This window comes from Candidatus Williamhamiltonella endosymbiont of Tuberolachnus salignus (assembly GCF_964019775.1).
Lineage (GTDB): Bacteria > Pseudomonadota > Gammaproteobacteria > Enterobacterales > Enterobacteriaceae > Hamiltonella > Hamiltonella defendens.
Genome location: NZ_OZ026471.1, coordinates 65265 through 83667 on the forward strand (window position 1 = coordinate 65265; position 18403 = coordinate 83667).

27 protein-coding genes are annotated in these 18403 nt (G+C 46.2%); 18 read left to right on the forward strand and 9 right to left on the reverse strand.

The annotated features are described in order from the left end of the window. Position 1: 1 nt before the first annotated feature. A complete protein-coding gene (locus tag AACL23_RS00320) occupies positions 2 to 412 on the reverse strand; it encodes a hypothetical protein (RefSeq protein ID WP_339049391.1) in 411 nt (136 codons plus the stop codon). Positions 413 to 732: 320 nt separating this feature from the next. Here AACL23_RS00320 and AACL23_RS00325 point away from each other — a divergent pair, with 320 nt between their 5' ends. The 14 genes from AACL23_RS00325 to AACL23_RS00390 all read left to right on the forward strand — a co-directional run bounded on the left by AACL23_RS00325 (position 733) and on the right by AACL23_RS00390 (position 11741). After that, positions 733 to 1083, forward strand: a complete 351-nt coding sequence (locus AACL23_RS00325) for a plasmid mobilization protein (RefSeq protein WP_171967481.1) — start codon at positions 733 to 735, stop codon at positions 1081 to 1083. Continuing rightward, entirely contained in the window at positions 1073 to 3532 is a 2460-nt protein-coding gene (locus AACL23_RS00330) for an LPD7 domain-containing protein (protein ID WP_339049397.1), read from the forward strand. The genes AACL23_RS00325 and AACL23_RS00330 overlap by 11 nt, the downstream gene beginning before the upstream one ends. A gap of 75 nt (positions 3533 to 3607) precedes the next feature. Then, on the forward strand, positions 3608 to 3772 hold the full coding sequence (locus AACL23_RS00335) for a hypothetical protein (RefSeq protein WP_171967479.1): 165 nt from the start codon (positions 3608 to 3610) through the stop codon (positions 3770 to 3772). Further along, on the forward strand, positions 3753 to 4553 hold the full coding sequence (locus AACL23_RS00340; RefSeq protein ID WP_171967478.1) for a virB8 family protein: 801 nt from the start codon (positions 3753 to 3755) through the stop codon (positions 4551 to 4553). The genes AACL23_RS00335 and AACL23_RS00340 overlap by 20 nt, the downstream gene beginning before the upstream one ends. A gap of 3 nt (positions 4554 to 4556) precedes the next feature. Continuing rightward, positions 4557 to 5357, forward strand: a complete 801-nt coding sequence (locus AACL23_RS00345) for a TrbG/VirB9 family P-type conjugative transfer protein (protein ID WP_339049400.1) — start codon at positions 4557 to 4559, stop codon at positions 5355 to 5357. Further along, positions 5344 to 6657 (forward strand): TrbI/VirB10 family protein, encoded by a 1314-nt coding sequence (locus tag AACL23_RS00350; RefSeq protein ID WP_339049402.1) that lies wholly within the window; start codon positions 5344 to 5346, stop codon positions 6655 to 6657. The genes AACL23_RS00345 and AACL23_RS00350 overlap by 14 nt, the downstream gene beginning before the upstream one ends. Continuing rightward, positions 6647 to 7672, forward strand: a complete 1026-nt coding sequence (gene virB11, locus AACL23_RS00355; protein WP_339049404.1) for a P-type DNA transfer ATPase VirB11 — start codon at positions 6647 to 6649, stop codon at positions 7670 to 7672. Before AACL23_RS00350 ends, virB11 begins: the two co-directional genes overlap by 11 nt. 16 nt (positions 7673 to 7688) lie before the next feature. Further along, positions 7689 to 8033, forward strand: coding sequence for a hypothetical protein (locus tag AACL23_RS00360; RefSeq protein ID WP_339049406.1), 345 nt, complete (start codon positions 7689 to 7691; stop codon positions 8031 to 8033). After that, a complete protein-coding gene (locus tag AACL23_RS00365) occupies positions 8030 to 9568 on the forward strand; it encodes a type IV secretory system conjugative DNA transfer family protein (RefSeq protein WP_339049408.1) in 1539 nt (512 codons plus the stop codon). Before AACL23_RS00360 ends, AACL23_RS00365 begins: the two co-directional genes overlap by 4 nt. Before the next feature lie 27 nt (positions 9569 to 9595). Continuing rightward, on the forward strand, positions 9596 to 9907 hold the full coding sequence (locus AACL23_RS00370; RefSeq protein WP_339049410.1) for a TrbM/KikA/MpfK family conjugal transfer protein: 312 nt from the start codon (positions 9596 to 9598) through the stop codon (positions 9905 to 9907). 31 nt (positions 9908 to 9938) lie between these two features. Then, positions 9939 to 10592: a toxin co-regulated pilus biosynthesis Q family protein gene (locus AACL23_RS00375; RefSeq protein WP_100096511.1), complete on the forward strand. Its 654-nt coding sequence runs from the start codon at positions 9939 to 9941 to the stop codon at positions 10590 to 10592. Beyond that, the gene (gene pilM / locus AACL23_RS00380) at positions 10589 to 11038 is read left to right on the forward strand and encodes a type IV pilus biogenesis protein PilM (RefSeq protein WP_339049412.1); all 450 of its coding nucleotides are present in this window, start codon (positions 10589 to 10591) and stop codon (positions 11036 to 11038) included. The genes AACL23_RS00375 and pilM overlap by 4 nt, the downstream gene beginning before the upstream one ends. Before the next feature lie 217 nt (positions 11039 to 11255). Next, on the forward strand, positions 11256 to 11450 hold the full coding sequence (locus AACL23_RS00385) for a hypothetical protein (RefSeq protein WP_339049414.1): 195 nt from the start codon (positions 11256 to 11258) through the stop codon (positions 11448 to 11450). Between the two features lie 9 nt (positions 11451 to 11459). After that, positions 11460 to 11741: a hypothetical protein gene (locus tag AACL23_RS00390; RefSeq protein WP_100096513.1), complete on the forward strand. Its 282-nt coding sequence runs from the start codon at positions 11460 to 11462 to the stop codon at positions 11739 to 11741. Here AACL23_RS00390 and AACL23_RS00395 read toward each other — a convergent pair. Genes AACL23_RS00395 through AACL23_RS00405 form a run of 3 tightly spaced genes read right to left on the reverse strand, consistent with a single transcriptional unit; the run spans position 11714 to position 12581 of the window. Further along, a complete protein-coding gene (locus tag AACL23_RS00395; protein WP_339049417.1) occupies positions 11714 to 12082 on the reverse strand; it encodes a DDE-type integrase/transposase/recombinase in 369 nt (122 codons plus the stop codon). The genes AACL23_RS00390 and AACL23_RS00395 overlap by 28 nt on opposite strands. Positions 12083 to 12117: 35 nt before the next feature. Beyond that, positions 12118 to 12300: a hypothetical protein gene (locus AACL23_RS00400; protein ID WP_339049419.1), complete on the reverse strand. Its 183-nt coding sequence runs from the start codon at positions 12298 to 12300 to the stop codon at positions 12118 to 12120. 23 nt (positions 12301 to 12323) lie between these two features. After that, a complete protein-coding gene (locus tag AACL23_RS00405; protein ID WP_339049421.1) occupies positions 12324 to 12581 on the reverse strand; it encodes a transposase in 258 nt (85 codons plus the stop codon). A gap of 408 nt (positions 12582 to 12989) precedes the next feature. Here AACL23_RS00405 and AACL23_RS00410 point away from each other — a divergent pair, with 408 nt between their 5' ends. The 3 genes from AACL23_RS00410 to AACL23_RS00420 all read left to right on the forward strand — a co-directional run bounded on the left by AACL23_RS00410 (position 12990) and on the right by AACL23_RS00420 (position 13845). Further along, positions 12990 to 13247 (forward strand): type II toxin-antitoxin system RelB/DinJ family antitoxin, encoded by a 258-nt coding sequence (locus AACL23_RS00410; RefSeq protein ID WP_015873685.1) that lies wholly within the window; start codon positions 12990 to 12992, stop codon positions 13245 to 13247. A 2-nt stretch (positions 13248 to 13249) separates the two neighbouring features. Then, the gene (locus tag AACL23_RS00415) at positions 13250 to 13516 is read left to right on the forward strand and encodes a type II toxin-antitoxin system YafQ family toxin (protein ID WP_015873684.1); all 267 of its coding nucleotides are present in this window, start codon (positions 13250 to 13252) and stop codon (positions 13514 to 13516) included. 179 nt (positions 13517 to 13695) lie between these two features. Beyond that, positions 13696 to 13845, forward strand: a complete 150-nt coding sequence (locus tag AACL23_RS00420; RefSeq protein WP_339049429.1) for a hypothetical protein — start codon at positions 13696 to 13698, stop codon at positions 13843 to 13845. Positions 13846 to 13933: 88 nt separating this feature from the next. Here the strand turns inward: AACL23_RS00420 and AACL23_RS00425 are convergent, their stop codons facing one another. The 3 genes from AACL23_RS00425 to AACL23_RS00435 form a co-directional block, all read right to left on the reverse strand. After that, on the reverse strand, positions 13934 to 14395 hold the full coding sequence (locus AACL23_RS00425; protein ID WP_339051502.1) for a lytic transglycosylase domain-containing protein: 462 nt from the start codon (positions 14393 to 14395) through the stop codon (positions 13934 to 13936). A gap of 93 nt (positions 14396 to 14488) precedes the next feature. Next, positions 14489 to 15067, reverse strand: coding sequence for a type 4 pilus major pilin (locus tag AACL23_RS00430; protein WP_339049431.1), 579 nt, complete (start codon positions 15065 to 15067; stop codon positions 14489 to 14491). A gap of 50 nt (positions 15068 to 15117) precedes the next feature. Then, a complete protein-coding gene (locus tag AACL23_RS00435; protein ID WP_339049433.1) occupies positions 15118 to 16218 on the reverse strand; it encodes a type II secretion system F family protein in 1101 nt (366 codons plus the stop codon). A gap of 108 nt (positions 16219 to 16326) precedes the next feature. On the opposite strand from AACL23_RS00435, the gene AACL23_RS00440 reads away from it, so the two are divergent. Next, on the forward strand, positions 16327 to 16821 hold the full coding sequence (locus AACL23_RS00440) for an Hsp20 family protein (RefSeq protein WP_100096528.1): 495 nt from the start codon (positions 16327 to 16329) through the stop codon (positions 16819 to 16821). A 37-nt stretch (positions 16822 to 16858) separates the two neighbouring features. Here AACL23_RS00440 and AACL23_RS00445 read toward each other — a convergent pair whose 3' ends face one another. Continuing rightward, positions 16859 to 18055: a retropepsin-like aspartic protease gene (locus AACL23_RS00445; RefSeq protein ID WP_100096529.1), complete on the reverse strand. Its 1197-nt coding sequence runs from the start codon at positions 18053 to 18055 to the stop codon at positions 16859 to 16861. A gap of 62 nt (positions 18056 to 18117) precedes the next feature. After that, positions 18118 to 18378, reverse strand: coding sequence for a hypothetical protein (locus tag AACL23_RS00450; protein ID WP_339049438.1), 261 nt, complete (start codon positions 18376 to 18378; stop codon positions 18118 to 18120). Positions 18379 to 18403 lie beyond the last annotated feature (25 nt).

The window sequence follows — 18403 nt, forward strand, 5'->3', positions numbered from 1 at the left end:
ATTAATCTCCGTTTTTTAATTCATCTAAGTCAATAGTGCGTGATCTGATTTTTCGTAGCTCATCAGGATTTGAAACATGTCTTTTTTGATTTTGATGAATTTTATTTTTGTTGATTTCAGTAGATACAAATTCATTATTTTCTATAGGATTAACCCCCTTAGGTTTTATAAATTCTTTTTTATTTAAATATTTTTTCTTTGTTCTGCCATACATATTTGCTGCGGTTTTTTCATCAAAACTCATTCCTGTTTCGATATTTATTATGGATACGATAGTTTCCCATGACGCTAATTTTTTCGCTTGCGTCAGTTGCTCAAAGCAGACATTGAAAGCCGCTTGTTTGCTTTTTATATTAGGGTCATTAAGCAGAGAGATGAGGTTATTTATCTGGTCTTTTATTGAATCATTCATTTTGTTTTTTTTTCTATAGTGTGTGTATTAATTATGTTTGAAAAGTGTATGACTGTCAAGTTAAAAAACTTCACATATGCATATAAAGTGTATGAAAAATGTATTAAATTTAATATTTAAAGGTGATTTGTGTATGATTTATGTATGAACATCAAATCACCCCCTATTTTTAATTTATTGAGAGAGGCACGTTGACGATGTTTACAAATTTCTGAGGGATTTTAAAAAAGGCGTGTGCCAAAAGGGAAACGGATTTGAAATTTTCTGTCGCTCAGATTGACTTGTTGGTGTGAGTTTTGATTTATTTTTTGGAGTCAAAAGTGTCAGAGAAAAAGAAAAAAGACAAGGTGGTTTCTTTTCGATTATCCGAAAAAGATTTTTCTCAATTTGAAAAAAAATTAGCGTCTTCTTGCATGAATCAATCTGAATTTTTTCGAGAAGTTTTTTTAAATTCCAATATTCAGCTCACTGTAAAATCCGCCCCTTCTAAAAATTTAGAACGGCTGACTTTTATATTGAATAAATCGAGTCACCATTTAAATCAAATAGCCCATCAATTAAATCAAGCGCACTTAATGGGGAAAATCCCTTTGTCTTTTTATTCTTCTTTGAATAATGCGCTGATTTCTATAAGAGATCTTTTAATCACGGAAATCAAAGATGTTGATTAGAGTGAGGGGATACAATAAGGGAATTAAAGCCTATCTTGAAAAAGGCATTAAAAATGGCCGGGATTATGGCCGGGAAGAATTAGATGAACGGGTTATTCTAGATGGCGACCTGGACTTAACCGAAATCATCTATCAACAAATACCGGACAAAGGACAAGACAGATATCTGACATTCACGCTGTCATTTCGTGAAAATGAGGTTTCAAAAGAATTATTAAATAATATCACTCAAGAATTTCGTGAATTTTTTATGTACGCTTATGAGGATGAAGAATATCACTTTTATGCAGAAGCGCATTTACCCAAAATAAAAGCAATGAAAGATAAAAAAACAGGGAAAATGATTGAACGTAAACCGCATATCCATATTGTGATTCCCAAAAAAAATGTATTGTCGGGCAAAATAGGTGATCCCCTCGGTTCTCATTTTTCTCAATCCGTCAAATATCTGGAAGCCTTCCAGGAATATATTAACCAAAAATATCAACTGGCCTCTCCGAGAGATTCTATTCGAGTTGACCCCACTCAGGCGTCTGATGTGCTCTCTCGCTATAAAGGGGATGATTTCAGGAGCCAGCATCAGTCTTTTAAAAGGCAGCTTATCTGTGATGTCATTGAGAAAAACATCAGGGATCGCGAGGCCTTTTATGGGCATGTTTCCTCTTTTGGTGAAACAAAACTCCGTCATAAAGGAAAGGAGAATGAATATATCTCAGTCAAACTGCCTGGTGAGGCGAAATGGACTCACTTGAAAGAAACGATATTTCAGGATGATTTTGTGGTTCGTCGAGAAGTCAAAAAGCCGCCTCTGGATAAAACGATTATCCGTCACCGATTGTGTGGGTGGCCTCAGCGGGCGAAAGAGATCAAATATGTGAGCAAAGCAACGCCTCAATTTAGGCAGGTTTATCAATTGGCCAGCCCTGAAGAAAAAATTCAGCTCCTGGCCCAACGTCAGACCGCTTTTTACGAAAAATACAGAGAGATTTATGACTTATACCCTGCCGAACGGAAAAGTGATCAGCAGCGAAGTTCTGCTCAAACTGAAAGAGAAAGAGCTGCCTGCGCTCCCCATGGCTTGCAAAGTGTGTCCTGCGGCGATGTGGCAACTGACAGGGACAGTGAATACGCCGAAAATACGGTGTTTTTGCCGGGTCATGCATACGTTCACTTGGGACAGTCAACATCAGGAAGAAGTGCTCGATTGCGATCTGATTTATCAGCAGGAGGAAGAAGAAGAGGAGCCTCAGGGCAACCCGACTTCGACCGGTTTACCGCCGTTTCTGGCGTCCCAACTGTTGAAGACATCGCCCGAAGACAGGGTTTCAGGATCGGAGATGGCCTGGGAGGAAGTCCCGCCGGAACATTGACCCTGCCGCCTTATGCGCGGGATCTGTATCGGGTAGCGACGCTGGAGGAGATAAAGCAGAGAGGAAAGCGACTTTTTGGTGCCTCTGAACGGCCCTTAAAGTCTAATACATTGAGTTCTCTTCGTCGCCTGATGCCCAAGCCAGATAAAAACGCTTCTTTTTTGGCGGCTTATTTTCTGAGACAGCATGAACAGAACTCAATATTACCCGAGCACCGACAAGCAATACGCGCTGTAGACAGGCAGTTTTTTACTGCCCGTCGCCCCATTTTGAGTGATAACAGATTGACCCGTGATGAAAAGACGCAGTCTGTCTCTGTATTGACTTTTGAACGTTTGAAAGCCCATGAGGCTATCAAACAGCTTGAGATTGCTTTTAAACAGGAGAGACCCGACATGGGGAGTGCCGATATTCGCCAGAAGATTAAAGCCACTCGAATTCCTAACCCCTCTCTCAGCGGTGATACGGTGGAAGGTGCCGAGATTCCTCCTGCCAGAGCGCGTTTCGCGCGTCTGATTCAACACTTGAGCGGACACTTCACTGAAAAGCGACTTCGTGATCGTCAGCGGAGGATGTCAGCCAGTGATCTTTACACGAAGCGGGCGAAACTCAGCAAAAATGTGCATTACCTGGATAAAAAGACGGACCGTACGCTGTTTGTTGATATCGGCAATGCCATTGCGGTGCGCAAAGGGGGCATGACCGATTCCGCGGTCGCCGTTGCCTTGTCCCTGGCAAAAGAGAAATTTGGGAGTACGCTCACCATCAAAGGAAGCGATGACTTCAAAAAACAGGTGATTGAGGTGGCGGTCAGGGATCACCTCGACGTGCATTTTACCGATAAAGTGATGAACCGGCAGTTTGAAGAGCGCAAGGAAGAACGGGCGATAGAGCGGGAGGGGCAGCGTGTTGAAGAGCCGACAAAGAGTCGTGACCCCGATCCTGAAAAAGCCTCCGTTGACGATGAGGATCCGTCATTAGAGAGGACTCATGATAACAATCTGGGGTGGCAAAAAAAGGAAAGGCATGTTGAACCGAGCCACCCCGATGAAGAGACGGAGGGCCCCACCCTTTTTTAATCTTTGAGCCAGTTTGAGAGAGCGCACTGGCCTGTTTTACATCATTAAAATCACATTTAATTTTAGGTTTTTATTATGAATAGCAAACTCTTATTAAGTGGGTTGATTTGTGCTGCGCTGATTTCAGGCTGCAGTTCATCTTCGCCCTCCTCTCAGCCGTCAGGTCAATGGCAGAATGTTCATCAAGGGGATGCACTGGTGACCGATTCAGGGAGTGCGCATGCTGAGTCGAAAAGATAAAAAACAGGTAATCGCTCAGGAAAAGAACCTCGTTTATGGCGATGAAGCGCTTTTGGGTCAAGAAAAGGAGATAAGTCAGGCTGTCCATGCGTATACGAACGCCGCAAAATGGTTCGAAAAAAACGTGGCGCAGGAATATCGCCGTCAAGCCCGTCACAGTCAGTATCTGTGTATTTTTTTTGGGGTGCTGGCGTTGATGTCCCTCGGCGCAGTGTTGGGACTGACTCCCCTGAAAACGGTAGAGCCGTATCTTGTCCGAGTGGATAATCATTCGGGTTATACCGATATTGTGGCGCCTCTGACGGCGGGGAAAAAAACCGATCAGGTGCAGGATGAATATTGGCTGTCGACCTATGTTCGTACCTATGAATCCTATAACTGGAGTTCACAAACCTCAAACTATGCGCTGATTAAGCTCTTTTCTTATAGTGACCCGTTCACGGAATACAAAAATTTTCAGCTGTCCAGTAAAGGCTATACCGAAATATTGGGTAAAAATCGGCAAATTCGGACAAAAATTAACCACATTGTGCCCATGAGGGCGGCCATCGGCAAGGAACTTCAAGCGGATAAAGAGATAAAAACCTATCAGGTGCGTTTCACCAAAACCATTCTTGATCGTTACGGAAATCCCGATCCGCAAAGCCAGGTCACCCATTGGCTGGCGACGGTCTCGTTTGATTATCACAATCCTTCGGTGACGCAGGAAGAGAGATGGCTCAATCCCCTGGAATTTGGCGTGCACGCCTACTCAAAAACGCAGGAAGTCAAAGGAGGGTAGTCCATGAAAAAATGGATGGCCGCTACGTTTATTTTCGCTGCCTTCGCGTATGAGGTGCCGGCAGAAACTCTGGGCCGGGGATCTTCCCTGGATAAACGTATTCGGACTGCGCTCTACAGCCCAGATAACGTCTACCGGTTAAATACCATGAAAAACCGGACGTCTACGATTCAATTCCCATCAGGAGAAACGGTCAATCTAGAGAGCGGGCTGATTGCCACAGGTCATCCCGGAGCCTGGGTGATTGGGGCGAATCAAGAGGGCAATATGGTGGTTGTCAAGCCGGAGATGAACGCCATTGAGCCTGACACCAATGTCATCATTAACACGAATAAACGCACCTACCTCATTGAGTTGAGATTAATCGATAATCCGGCGGTCATGACTTACCTGCTCCGTTTTAAGTATCCTGAACCCCCAAAACCGGCAAAAACGCGCTTTAAGGGGAGTCAACTGAACAAAAATCCCTGTGATGGCAGAATAAACCGGCATTATCAAAAGCGGGGAGACATGCCTTTATCGCCTGATGAAATGTGGGATAACGGCACATTTACCTGTTTGCGTTTCCCGACGAATGCCCCGAGTCCTGTTATCTATCAGGTGCTCCCTGATGGCACGGAAACATTAGCGAACGTGCGTTCAGTGAACGATATCATGGTGGTTCATGGGGTCAGTCAACGGTTCAGGTTACGCCTGAACCGTCTGGTTCTTGAACTGCGTACTGAGCAAAACAATACCGGCGGGTACAACTATCACGGGACGACCACCGGTCAAATCAGGGAGGTCAAAGATGTCGGTCAATGAGGATGTATCAACGTCGCCAGAAGGGCAGACTTCGCCAAATCCGCCTCCCCGTTCTGAGGTCAATGCCCCTGGTGGGATCTCTCCCAGAGGGGATTTTGACGCGAGAGTCAAACGCAAAAAAAGGGGGATGACGCTAAAAACCCTTTTGATAGCAGGAGGGGTTGTTTTGACACTGTGCATTGCTGTGATGGTTATCCTCATGATTGCGGCCAGCCACATGAGTCAAAACAATAAAATCGATGAATCGAGGGTGAAAGCGGATGACGCGTTGCAAAGGGTCACTGGCAAAGATGACGACATGGATAAGTTTATGAGAAAAAAAGAAACCAAAGAAACCAATGTCGTTATGCCGCCGCAGGAAGAACAAAAAAAAGGCACCAGTTCATCAGTCACGCAAACCCCTTCGGGTGAGACCTTTCAGACAAAGCCCGCGCCTACGATTCAACCCGTACTCGATGGCGGTATTTTCCCTACCGTGCGACGGTTTCAGTCGAGTGGATTAAGTGCGGCGGATCCTATAGAGGGGTATCCTCACAGGAAAGAAGAGAAAAGTGAAGATGCCGATATTGAGCAAATCAACGCGTTTGTTCATGCACCGCCCGCGGAGTTTCATAGTGGTCGAGATCAAGTGGGAATGAGTATAGGAGAGGGCCGCAGAGGGCGTTTATCGACCCTTTCAGGTACAGGGTTTGAATCGAGCAAAGCCTATGTGATGCCATCACGTCAATTTTTGGTGACCCATAACACCTATACCCGCTGTGCGCTCTATACCAGGATCATCACAGATCAACCCGGTTTAATCGAATGTCGTCTGACTGAACCGCTGTATTCGTCTGATGGTTCTGTGGTGATTGCGCAAGCCGGAGACAAATTGACCGGAGAACAAAAAGTGGAAGTTCGGGCGGGGCAAACGCGCGTATTTACGTCCTGGACTGAACTGGAAACGGCCAGCGGTGTCAGGGCAAAGCTAGACAGCCTGGGAGCAGGTCCGATGGGGGCGAGCGGAACGGAAGCCTGGATAGACCATCATTACAGGCAGAGATTTGGCGGGGCCGTCATGTTGTCATTTATTCAGGATGCGTTGCACTCAGCGGCGAATGCGACCCAAAAAAGTAACCAGGGTTACACCGTCAATAACAGCGAGCAGAACGTAGAAAGCATGGCCAACCAGGCTCTGGAGAACAGCATCAACATTCCTCCTACCGCTTATATTTTGCCGGGTACCGTGATGACCGTCATTGTAGCGCGTGATATTGATTTTTCTTCTGTATTTACGCTGAGGGAACAGAATGGCCGATGAGTTTAACTCGTTGCTCGCGCGGGATTTTTTGGCGCAAAGTGGGGTCACGCAGCGGTTAAGTCGTGACGGTGTGACGGAAGTGGCCATTAATCGGCCCTTTGAAATCTGGACGGAATCAGCCCTGGGTTGGGTACAAGAATCTGTCCCCGAACTCGATTATGACTTGTGCTGGAAGTTGGCCAACAGCCTTTCGACCTATAACCATCGGTTTTTATCGATTCAGTCACCGATAAAAACAGTGGAATTACCCGGAGGCGAGCGGGCGCAAATTGTGATCCCTCCTGCCTGTGAAGCCGGCACCATCTCAATGACCTTTCGTAAACCGTCACTGGAGAGATTCAGGCTGGAAGATTACCTCAGCAGTGGACGTTTTGATAAAGCGAAGAATATCAGTTGCCGACAAAAAACCCTTGAGCCTTTTGAAGTCAAATTAAAGCAACTTCATGCTGAGCAGGATTATGGGGCTTTTTTCAAAAAAGCCGTCCAGCACAAACTCAATATCATTATTTTTGGGGGGACGGGTTCGGGTAAAACCACCTTTGCCAAAGCAGTGGTTGACCTTTTCCCCCCCGACCGGCGAATGCTGACCATTGAAGAACTGAACGAATTAAAACTCCCGTATCACCCAAACCATGTTCATCTTTTGTATGGAGACACGGTGTCATCCAAAGAACTGGTTTCCTGCTGCATGAGGATGAAAGGGGATCATATTTTCCTGGCGGAATTAACGGGGGATGAAGCCTGGGACTTCATGGAGCTCCTGAACACAGGGCATCCAGGTACCATCACCACGGCACATGCTAACGACAGCTTATCGGGATATGCGCGGGTCTGTGGACTGATCAAGCAATCTCCCATAGGGCAGGGACTCGATTATGCGTATATCGAGCGGCGGGTCAGGACTTCGTTTGATGTGGTGATGTACATGGAAGGCACTCACATTCTGGAAGTGACCTATGAACCGGAGGTCAAGCAGGCTTTGCTTAACGGTGGTTCGTTTTGCTCCTCTTTTTAAAAAAAAGGTAACTTCAATGTGGTGGAAAATAGCGATGGCGAGCATTTTTATGATGATGGTTTTTTTTGTGATCGGTTTATTTGTCGGCGGGGGAGTGTATCTGTTGCTGATTGGGGGCAGTTTCGGTCAGGTCACGTTAACAACGTTGATAGAGGCAGGGGCGTTTTCACTGACCGATCGCCAAAAAATATTTTTACCTTGGTCATGGTGTGTGACAGTGGCATTGACTTTTCTCCCACTGGGGTTGACTTTGTTTGCTTTATTGCTGGGAAAGACCCCAAAAAAATCCTTGCATGGCGACGCCAGATTCGCCAATAAAAAAGAATTGAATGCCTTCAAATATAGAGGAAATTACCAGTGAGGAGAAAAGAAAAATCGCTCTATAGCCCGACAAAGCCGCAAAAACGAATAGAGAGATTTCCCCCTATCCTCATAGGAAAACATCCGACTGAGGATGATTTTCTGGCGTCCTATGGTCAAACGTTTGTGATGCTGGCGGCCCCTCCGGGTACAGGGAAAGGGGTGGGGATGGTGATTCCCAATGCGCTGACCTACCCTGATTCTATGGTGATTAACGATCCAAAATTTGAAAACTGGCATTTAACCGCGGGCTTTCGGGCTTCTTGTGGTCAGGAAGTCTTTCGTTTTTCGCCGGAAATGCTGGAAACGCACCGTTGGAATCCGTTATCCCGTTTAAACCGGGATCCCCTGTTTCGTCTTGGTGACATTAAATCGATGGCCAGTGTCCTGTTTGTCCCTGACAACCCGAAAAATGCCAGTTTTTTTAGCGCCTCTGCGGATATCTTCACCGCGTTAGTGTTGTATCTGATGGAAACGCCGTCATTGCCGTTGACGCTGCCTCAGATTTATGAAATGTCGGCGCAGGGCATGGTGTTGGGTGAGTGGGCAAAAAAGGAAATGGAAGCCCGTTCTCAGGGTGATCAGCCGCTGTCGTCAGAATGTCTGCGTGAGATGAACCGCATGGTTTCGTCTTCTCAAAGCAAAACAGGTTGGCCGATCACACAGGATATTCTGAACAAAAGATTATCCTTGTATGGCGAAAAAACGGTGGCTTGGGCAGTATCGGGTGACGACATCAAGTTCGAAGATCTCCGAAGGAAAAAAATGACGGTTTACTTCTGTGTCAACGAGGAAGCTTTACTGAAATTTGGGGCGTTGATGAACCTGTTTTACAGTCAGGCGATTGCGGCCAACAGCGCTATTTTGCCGGAGCACGGGGGGCATCATCCCGATGGCACCCTGATTTACCAATACCAGGTACTTTTTCTGATGGATGAATTTGCTGTGATGGGGGTCATCGAAAAAATGAAGACAGCCCTTGCGCTGACCCGGGGTGCAGGGCTTCGCTATCTCATTATTTTCCAGGGTAAAGCGCAACTGAGGTCGGATGCGCTTTACGGGTTTCAGGGTGCGAACGGCATCATGGATGCCGTGCATATTGAAGTGGTGTATGCCCCAGGGAATATTGAGGCGGCGACCGAATACAGTCAACGATTGGGCAATACCACGGTCAAGGTGTCGAATTTTTCGGAGAATTACGGGGAAAAGAGATCCCGCTCGAGAAGCTCAAGCGTTCAGGCACGGCCACTGATGCTCCCACAGGAAGTGAACGAGCTTCCTTACGATAAGGCATTAATTTTTGTTCAGGCGACGCATAAAACCCCAGCGTTAAAGATGTTGTCCCGAAAAATATTTTGGTATGAGGAGCCTGTTTTCCAGGAACGGGTCAATTTGCCTCTCCCTTCGGTTCCTGCTGGGGAGGTTAATGAAATAGATTCGCTGATTGTCCCCATGAATATCCATAAACCCCCGGTGAACGTCGCGCTGGCACCGCCCCACGATTCAGAAATGGATCAGGAGCAGCAACGGCGGTAGTCCAACGATTTAAAAGGAAAAATTCCCATGAAAAAAACCGTGACTGCGGCGGCCTGCTTGTGTCTGTCAGTCATCCCCGCTGTGTTTGCTGATGAGCGGATAGAGGCACATGATCCCTGCACTGTTTTTTTGTGCATGGCGGGCAAGGTTGAGGGGGCGAATCCCTCTGAATGTTCAGGGGCTGTCAGGACATTTTTCAGCCTCAATGCCTTTAAAAAATTTCGTTTTAATCCCTTAAAAACGTTAGATCTGCGCAAACAATTTCTGGGGCACTGTGCCAGTGCTGATCCTGCTTATGTGAGCAAAATTCTCAGCCAATTTGGACGACTCCGAGGTTGAGTGCCGCCAAAATCAAAAAGAGAAAGTTATTATGCGAATTGAAGCTGTTATTTGCATCTCACTACTGGCGTGTCTGTTATCCGCCTGCAGCAATCCACCGACCTTATCTGAGCCGAAAGGCGCTTTTATTTCTTTTAATCCTGAAAGGCCGTCTTATTTATCGGCGAAAAATACATCGAAAATCAGTCATCAGGTAAATAAACAACCTGAGCGGATGTGGCCAGCCAAACATCCCGCGAAAGATCATCCGTCACTGACGAGTCACCCGCTGAGGGTGACTCAACCCCCGCAGGGGAATACATCTTCTGTTCCTGCTCAACCCACGTTTTTACCCCCAAAAACAACGACGGGGCTCACAGATACACCGCTGACGTCGATGACACTCACGGCTCATCCAAAACCCGCACAAACATGGCAGATAGATAAAGGGGGCACTTTAAAGGAGGGCGTTATGGCATGGGCCATCAAAGCCCCCTGTCTCGGGCCGGGGGTAAAAAACTGGACGGTATACTGGCAAACGCCCGTCCATTATCAGATTGAGGCTCCCTTACATTTCAGGGGAGATTTTAAATCCGCATTGAGAAGTGTGCTGGAGTTATACCAGTCGGCCAGGAAGCCACTTTATGCTCAAATCCATAGTGCTCAATGCCTGATACGCATCACCGATAAACCCCCGAGGGAATGATGGGCTATTTCATCCTTTCTTTTCTATTAGTGACGTTATCGTTGGCGGGATTTTATCAGCAGCAGTCTGCCGACCATCTCAACCGTACCGAAATAGCGACGACCACGACGCAACAGGCGATAGAAACGGTTCACTATATTAACGCCATTAATGATTATCTCTATCTTCATCCCGATGTGATTAAAAATTCTAATGAGATGGTGCTCACAGCGGCGCAAATCGGTATCTCGCCGCATTCGTCGATCCAGCACGTCATTGCCAGCGAACGTGTTTTTGTCTGGCAACCGTTTTCACCGGGATTAATGGCAGCGCTCAAAACTCAAACCCGCGATTCTGCGCTATTGGGTAGCGTCAAAAACCATCGTCTTTTTGATAGTAGTGGTCGGGATATGCAGGTGGTCGTCCCTGAACGTATCCCCGATGGGGCGATGGTTTATCTTAATTAGGAGGAAATGTGGGACTTTTAAATGGAAGAAGGCACCTTTTTGATATCACTGCATCTCAGAAAATTGTACATGATGATGTCACTGACACTGTAGTAAACGATATGATATATCAAATCACCACAGTGATAAAAGAGATAAAAAAATAATGCTAACCTGTTATCGGGCTGGTTGTACGATAACAGAGCTGACTTTTTACTATGATGAGGATATCTTTTTTATGCTGACCATATGGGAAGGATGGTTAGAAATCTCCCCTTTTTCTTCTGACGATATTCGCCTGGCACATAAAGAAATCTGTTTACCCGATATTACAGACATTCTTATTCTGGCGGTTAAATTCGCCCGTCATGCCAGATTATCGCCTTCTTTGTCTACGGATGTGGACTCATCTTCCCTGCTCACGTTTAATTAGGAGAAAAAGATGGGATGTTTTTCGGATGACCTGTTTGATATCTTCATTGAAGAAATTGAACAGAGTCAGGAATGGGATGAATTTTTGCGCAGTGTTAAACAGCACCTGCCAAAAATCACCAGGATTTTTGTTAATTGTTACCGCGACGGCACGGCCGTCACTGAAATGGTCATTCATTACAATACAGAAGAAATATTACTTCTAACGATTCTTTCTGATGATTTAAATTTCCCCCCAGTTTCTGACGAGGATATGAGAGTGAATTATAAGTCCCGCCTGGCTTCTTGTTGAGTTGGATACCCTGCTTTGGGTACCCATTCTGTTTTGAGGCTTCTGAACAGGCGTTCCATAGGAGAGTTGTCCCAACAATGACCTTTACGGCTGAGACTTTGGGTCATACGATAGCGCCAGAGTGGCTGCCTGAACGTCAGGCTCGTGTCATGGCAACCTTGAGCTGAATGAAACCTGACGCCGTTGGGGCGTCCTCTTGATTCATAAGCCATCCACAATGCCTTGCAGGTGAATTCACTGTCTGGGGAAGAAGAGAGGGCCCATCCTGTCGGTTGACGTGCAAACAGGTCTATCAGTACGGCTAGACAGGTCCAACGATTCCCTGCCCAGAGATAGGTCACATCTGATGAGGGGCAGCCACAGAAAACTGACGCGCTCACACGTCAGGAATAGCCTGATGTTCCTGTCTCGCCTTTTTATATTGATGAGTCGCTGGCTGATGGCTGACCCGTTCCAACTGACGCATGACTCTCGTTGCCCGATAGCGACTTGGCGGAATACCCCGTTCTGATACCATGGCAGACATCGTTCTTGCTCCTGACGTACCTGAGCTTGTCACTGCATGGCTCTTCTTAAGTTTCTCTACTCACGGGAAGTGTTCAGGAACTCTGACATTAAGAGAGATGAAGCCTTTTTGAGGATATCTTTCTCCCGTTCAACCTTGCGGAGTTTGGCTTCCAGCTCTTGAATCCGTTGTTGGTCTGCTGTCATTGTTTTACCCTGGGAAATAGTTTGTCCTCTTTTTTCGCTCATTGACCGCCTCACCCCATCACGGAGGGCGATGATACTCACGCCCATGGCTTTTGCTCCTTCTATCCCCCTATATCCTTGTTTTGTCACTCATTGAGCCCCTTCTAGCTTAAATTCAGGGCTGTAGGGGAGTTTGTGTTTCTTATCCATTTTTACACCTGTATTGATAACTTAAGTCTACCACCTGGTTTTTATCAGGTGGCCAAATTAACTATGCCACTACAGTGTGGGATGCAAGGGGTTATTCACGATATCCCCAAAAATCATCGCTAACATTTGCCGGGATAAATCGCCACTGCGCTTGGCGGCGTCAGATCAGTTTTAAGTTTTGAAAATTGACCTCTTCGGCAAAAAGTGACCTAGAAAACAGCATCAGCGCCAAGACATAAGACGGAAGGGGTTTTTCATCTTTATTTTTCCCAATAAGCCCGGTGTGGGGATAAATTTGACATGTAGCTACAAAAAAGCTACATTAATTCAAATTAATCGGAGGTTTTTATGACGGATACTGTTGTACGTGCCAGAGTGTCTTCTGCATCTAAAGTTGCCGCAATGGCTAATGCCAAAGTCTTGGGTATGGATCTCTCGACTGTGATCCGGATGCTTGTTAACCGTTTGGCGGTGAGTGCCGAATTACCCAAAGATTTACTTCAACCCAATCAGGAAACTTTACAAGCTATTCGTGATTTGGAAAGGGGTGTCAAGGTTCACAGGGTGGATACGATTGAGGAACTCAAACGTGATCTCGGTTGGTGATCATGCTAAAAATTGTTTATCAAAGCCGTTTTAAAAAAGACGCCAAACGGTATGAAAATAATAAAAAAGCTCAAAAAATCATTTTAGAAACGATAAACTTATTACAAACTGGAAAACCACTCCCAAAAAGATACAAAGAGCATTCCTTGATAGGGAACTATATTGGCTATATTGAATGTCATGGTATGTCAGATGTATTACTCATTTATCAACGTACCGACACTGAACTAAAATTATATCGGGTCGGCAGTCACTCTGATTTATTTTAGCCTTTGTCGGCTCTGACGAAAGGGTTCGTAGTGCCCATAGCACACCAAAGAGACTTAACGCGGTGACCAGGGCGGGGAATCCGCTCTCCGGGGACAGCAGAAAACGAAAGACGGCTCCGGTCACACCAAAGGCCAGCGTAAAACAGCGCGGCAAACACCGGCTGGCCGCATCCAGATAGATGAACAGGGATAAAAAAGCGAGGAAAACCAGAGAAAACAGCCCCTGTAGTGCGGAGGGCGACAACAGGGCCGATAGAAAGGAGAATCCAGTCAACATCACGCGAGTGACCATCACCATCCTACCGATGGTTGACAGCGGTCGCTCGTGATGAACCTCAAGAAAATGCCGGGCGACCATGACCGCGACGCTTTGCATGAGGACGGCGCAGAGTCCCAGCCCCACCAGACTCACCGCGCTCACGGTGTTCTCCTGTCACCGCTGACCACCGGCCAGTAGCGGGCATAAACCTGTTGGGCATAGTGCAGGCGTTTCTTTTCATGACGGGGGTGGAAGCCCGCGTTATACGACCCCAGACAGGCCCAGTTGACGCCACATGCACGAAGATGTTTCGCCAGTATCCACGCGCCAATCTTGACGTTCAGGCAGGGCTGATGGAGCAAATCCTCAGGGTGGCGAATGACCCCCATTTTCTGGAGTCTGGGGATATGCGTCGAATTCACCTGCATCAGCCCGTCATCTACGCTCAACACCCGACCCCTTTTATCCCGATTAGTGTTTACGGCTTTCGCCGACAGGCGACTTTCCTGCTGTGCGATGGCTTTCAGCAGTGTCGGGTCAATCTGGTATATCGCCCCCGCTTCATTAAAACAAAATGCCTGTGCCGCCGCGCTCATGCTCATGACAAGCCAAAAAGTCATCATTGTCACGATATCCGCTCCTTAAATGCAGAAAAAGAGAAGCCCGCCTTTCCTGCATCGAAAGGCGTTAAACATGAATAAAGAAGGGAGGGATTAATGACTGGATTTAAAAATGAGGGTATTCACGCCGACAGAGCCGTTATCCGGTTGGCATTGCGCCCCGGCTTTTTCTGCGGTGACTCCCCCCACGTTATGACTGCCAGAGATGGAGACCTCCTGTATCATGGCGCTGCCACTGAGTTTCGTTGTCATCACGCTACAGGCTTCCTGCGGGACATTTTTATAGGTCACGGAAAAGCCCTTGTTATGAACAGAGCCTTGTACCTTCTCCGGGGCAATAATGACTTCACCGCCCCAGCCGTTGGTGATTTTTGCCTCGCCTTTGGATTTATCACCGTTAATGGTCATGTTGCCGGGCACACCGCCAAACTGCACCAGGGTGCCCGTCATTTTTGCGCCATTGCTGAACGGGTATTCCCCCTGGGTTTTTAACAGGCCACGAGATTGTGTCACTAATGCCTGTACGTTCGCGATTTCATCGTTGAGCGTGCTTTTGTTAAACAGACTCGACACGGTGCCCACTGCCAGGACAATCGCGACAGAAATAATCGCCAGCACGCCCATCATTTCCAGACTTAAAAATCCCCGATGCAGTGTTGACCCGTTTTTCATACTTTCCTCCTGGGTGGGGTGATGACATCTCACTGAATGGTTTTTCATTTTTACCTCATTTGATTGACCAGGGTACTTAAATCGCTGATGGCCAATAACAGCAGCAACATATAACCGAACACCAGTAAGAAGCAGAGTCCGGTTAAATAACGTGATGTTTTCCTGACCTGTTGAATGGTGATGGCCAACCATCGGTCGGCATACTGCTCAAGGCTGTTTTCTGCGCCCACGCCTTCGGTTAACAGCATCATCTGATTGACACAATCCCGTGAGGGAAAGTGGTATCCGGTACTTTTTAAAGCCAGCCCCAGATGTTCGCCCTGTCGCATATAATGGAGCGTTTCATTGATACGCCTTTCCAGCCAGGGACTGGCGGTTTCACCCAGCATATGGACCGCCTGCATCACCGGGATATTGACCCGTAGCAACGCGGCGATATTCAGCAAAAAGTAAACGCCCTGTACGGCGCGATACACGGACCACGGCGGCAGACGGTCGGCGATTTTTCGCGTTGTCCAATGCCCCATTGAGCAGACGATGAGCCCGCTCAGCGCCAGTAATCCGAACAGCAGCAACCATTCAAAGTGAACCATGAACTCAGACATACCGGTGAGCAGGCTGAGCGCCCCGTTCCATTTCTCACGCGGCACCAGTCTGGCCAGCTTGGGGATAAACTTCTCACACACCATATGCATCATCAGCAACACGATACCGATCAGAAAACAGGGGTAGCCCAGTGCACCGAACAGGGCGGAGACCATGGTTTTTTTGCTTTCGACCATCTGTCTGGCACGGCGCAGGGCATCGGAGAGCTGGCCGGAGAGCATACCGGAACCCATCAGGGTGGCTTCCTGAACCGGCACCCATTCCAGCAGTCCCTTCTCAAAAGCGCCTTGCCCCTCATCCAGTGCAGACAGGCAATCGGTCAACAGCACCGAGCAGGGATGATGCTTTCGGCCAAAATCGGTGACCACGTGACGCATATCCATAAACGCTTGCTGCAACGATTTGTTGTTATCCAGCAGGAAGGCCAGCATGTCGTAGAAGGCAATGCGGTCTCTGGCGGAAAAGGTTTTCTGGTAAATCCATCTCAGTGTGGCGTCAATGCGAGGTTTGACGGCAACAACGGTTGACGTTAATAAGGGCAACATGGTTTTTTTCTCAGGTTGAGGGAAGCGCTTGAAAACGTCTCCACTGTCCCTATATGAAGGGTGTGAGGGGAATGTTTTATTCACTGTGTATTATTAAAGGAGGAGTCTATGGCCAATCGTTCTTTTTCTCTTATCCCTAAATTAAGTCACCACTTGCTCTCTGACCGTTTTACCCAGATGGATAATCTGTTTAGTCGTCTGACCGGCGAAAAACCGCTGGAAGACTCACCCGCCTATAATCTGCTGCAAAAAGACAAAGCGCATTATGAGCTGACAGTGAGCGTACCGGGTTATGTTCGGGATGAACTCGATATTTCCGTGCTCAATAACCAGTTAACCATTACCGGCAAGCCGCACGTTGAAAAAACAGATTCTGTCGAGGAAAAAGACGGCATGAAATGGGTGCATCAAGGCATGACAAGAAGTGAGTTTTCCTTAAGTTTTAGCCTGGAGCATCGAATCAATATCCAGAAAGCGTATCTGGATAAAGGGCTACTCACTCTGGAATTTACCTACGATATTCCAGAACAGGAAAAACCCCAGAAAATTTCCATTGGCGTTAAAAATGAATCCGGTCGTGTGCTTGAACACAACGCCGCTTAACAATGACGCCCATGATTGGGGCGTCATTTATCAATGATTAAATCACAATTTTTTGCTTAACGCCTAGACGTTCAATAATCAAGGTTAACTTGTTTTTTGGGGTTAATGATAAAATTTCACCGACTTTTTTAATTTCTCGTGGTGAATAATTTATGCCGTTAATGCTTTTAATGACATCACCATCTTTAAGATGATATTGATCAAGTTCTTTTTTGTCATTATAGAAAATCTCGAGGTGCTCATTATAATACCTGACACCAATGTGTCTGATGGGGTATTGATGTTCTTTATACAATGAGTTTGTGTTATAGCAGAAAAGCATTTTGCTCGGCATAAAAGCATATTGATTAAATCGTGACAGGAAATTCATCCCTAAAAAATATTGATTGTTGTTGTTTTCTGATATGATCATTTCCCCAACCGGATGATTATTAAAGGTTAAACCCGTAATTATATACTGACTGATTTTAATCAGCCCTGTTGCTTCAGCTGCTGTAACGCTATATTCGATAGGTGTTATTTTCCCTTTTTGTTTTTTTGCGTGCTCAATAAAATCGTTTCCAAAATCACTGCCATTGTGCCCTGTATCAATTTGCATCTTAATAAAATCATTATTTCCATAATCTAGATAAAAGTATGGGGATTTTCCATAGGCATCTTCGTATGCTACACAGTGTGAGTAAGTTGATATTGGAGGTGATTTTCTCGATATGGTTAAACGTCCTTTTTTATTATCAACAAGCCAGTTAAATTTTCTAAAGGTATCAATCCCAATAATACCATCTATATTTGTACCGGATGCTTGAGTAAGAAGACTTAAATCCTTTGCAATCCAGATTTCATTATCACTGACTTCTTCATTACCAATAAACATCTTCACTGGCTTAAGCAATTTAAGATTCTCAACGTCGATTTTATCGTGAACCGTTTTAACGTTAGAAAGAATTTCCTTATGGAATGGATGCAGCGTTGAGTATGAAACTTCCTGTGTTATTTCTTTAGCTGTTCCTTCGTTGATAACGGTAGTACTAGCCCCAGTATCAACTAAAAAACGATATGATTTATTATTGATGGTGACAGGAATAACCAACAAACTACTATAAAACTTTTCATTTAAAATATCATTGGCAGCTTCATTTGATTTCTCTGGTTTTTTAACCAGACATCCAGATAAAGATGAAGTTAAAAGGGCCATAGAGAAGACCGCAAATGTTGTTTTTTTATATATATTCATTACTCATGCACTCATACAATGATAAAGTCATCATAATACACATAAACAACAATGTGTGTAAGTTATTGAGGCAACAACGTATAACTGTCTTCATCGATGGGACAAATACAATGGGCGGCCAGTGGGTCCACTTCTCCTGCATGGATGTAGTGCAATACGTACTGATTACGGGTCATGCCACCTAGTTTACGATGCCAGTAGGTTTTCGCGGCCGCCTTGCTTTTTGTCAGGTACAGTTCAAAAAAGGGGGCATCCGGGGCAATCACTTCTGCCACCACCATCCGCCCAACAATCCCGTGATAACAGTGTGCGCAGCCTTCCACATGGCGCATCAACACCTTTTCAGGC

Excerpts from the sequence above, each read along its gene's own strand:
- AACL23_RS00320 (WP_339049391.1), bottom strand. The coding sequence starts at position 412 with ATGAATGATTCAATAAAAGACCAGATAAATAACCTCATCTCTCTGCTT.
- AACL23_RS00330 (WP_339049397.1), top strand. The coding sequence starts at position 1,073 with ATGTTGATTAGAGTGAGGGGATACAATAAGGGAATTAAAGCCTATCTT.
- AACL23_RS00335 (WP_171967479.1), top strand. The coding sequence starts at position 3,608 with ATGAATAGCAAACTCTTATTAAGTGGGTTGATTTGTGCTGCGCTGATT.
- AACL23_RS00340 (WP_171967478.1), top strand. The coding sequence starts at position 3,753 with ATGCTGAGTCGAAAAGATAAAAAACAGGTAATCGCTCAGGAAAAGAAC.
- AACL23_RS00345 (WP_339049400.1), top strand. The coding sequence starts at position 4,557 with ATGAAAAAATGGATGGCCGCTACGTTTATTTTCGCTGCCTTCGCGTAT.
- AACL23_RS00350 (WP_339049402.1), top strand. The coding sequence starts at position 5,344 with ATGTCGGTCAATGAGGATGTATCAACGTCGCCAGAAGGGCAGACTTCG.
- virB11 (WP_339049404.1), top strand. The coding sequence starts at position 6,647 with ATGGCCGATGAGTTTAACTCGTTGCTCGCGCGGGATTTTTTGGCGCAA.
- AACL23_RS00360 (WP_339049406.1), top strand. The coding sequence starts at position 7,689 with ATGTGGTGGAAAATAGCGATGGCGAGCATTTTTATGATGATGGTTTTT.
- AACL23_RS00370 (WP_339049410.1), top strand. The coding sequence starts at position 9,596 with ATGAAAAAAACCGTGACTGCGGCGGCCTGCTTGTGTCTGTCAGTCATC.
- AACL23_RS00375 (WP_100096511.1), top strand. The coding sequence starts at position 9,939 with ATGCGAATTGAAGCTGTTATTTGCATCTCACTACTGGCGTGTCTGTTA.
- pilM (WP_339049412.1), top strand. The coding sequence starts at position 10,589 with ATGATGGGCTATTTCATCCTTTCTTTTCTATTAGTGACGTTATCGTTG.
- AACL23_RS00385 (WP_339049414.1), top strand. The coding sequence starts at position 11,256 with ATGCTGACCATATGGGAAGGATGGTTAGAAATCTCCCCTTTTTCTTCT.
- AACL23_RS00390 (WP_100096513.1), top strand. The coding sequence starts at position 11,460 with ATGGGATGTTTTTCGGATGACCTGTTTGATATCTTCATTGAAGAAATT.
- AACL23_RS00410 (WP_015873685.1), top strand. The coding sequence starts at position 12,990 with ATGACGGATACTGTTGTACGTGCCAGAGTGTCTTCTGCATCTAAAGTT.
- AACL23_RS00415 (WP_015873684.1), top strand. The coding sequence starts at position 13,250 with ATGCTAAAAATTGTTTATCAAAGCCGTTTTAAAAAAGACGCCAAACGG.
- AACL23_RS00420 (WP_339049429.1), top strand. The coding sequence starts at position 13,696 with ATGAACAGGGATAAAAAAGCGAGGAAAACCAGAGAAAACAGCCCCTGT.
- AACL23_RS00425 (WP_339051502.1), bottom strand. The coding sequence starts at position 14,395 with ATGACTTTTTGGCTTGTCATGAGCATGAGCGCGGCGGCACAGGCATTT.
- AACL23_RS00430 (WP_339049431.1), bottom strand. The coding sequence starts at position 15,067 with ATGAAAAACGGGTCAACACTGCATCGGGGATTTTTAAGTCTGGAAATG.
- AACL23_RS00435 (WP_339049433.1), bottom strand. The coding sequence starts at position 16,218 with ATGTTGCCCTTATTAACGTCAACCGTTGTTGCCGTCAAACCTCGCATT.
- AACL23_RS00440 (WP_100096528.1), top strand. The coding sequence starts at position 16,327 with ATGGCCAATCGTTCTTTTTCTCTTATCCCTAAATTAAGTCACCACTTG.
- AACL23_RS00445 (WP_100096529.1), bottom strand. The coding sequence starts at position 18,055 with ATGAATATATATAAAAAAACAACATTTGCGGTCTTCTCTATGGCCCTT.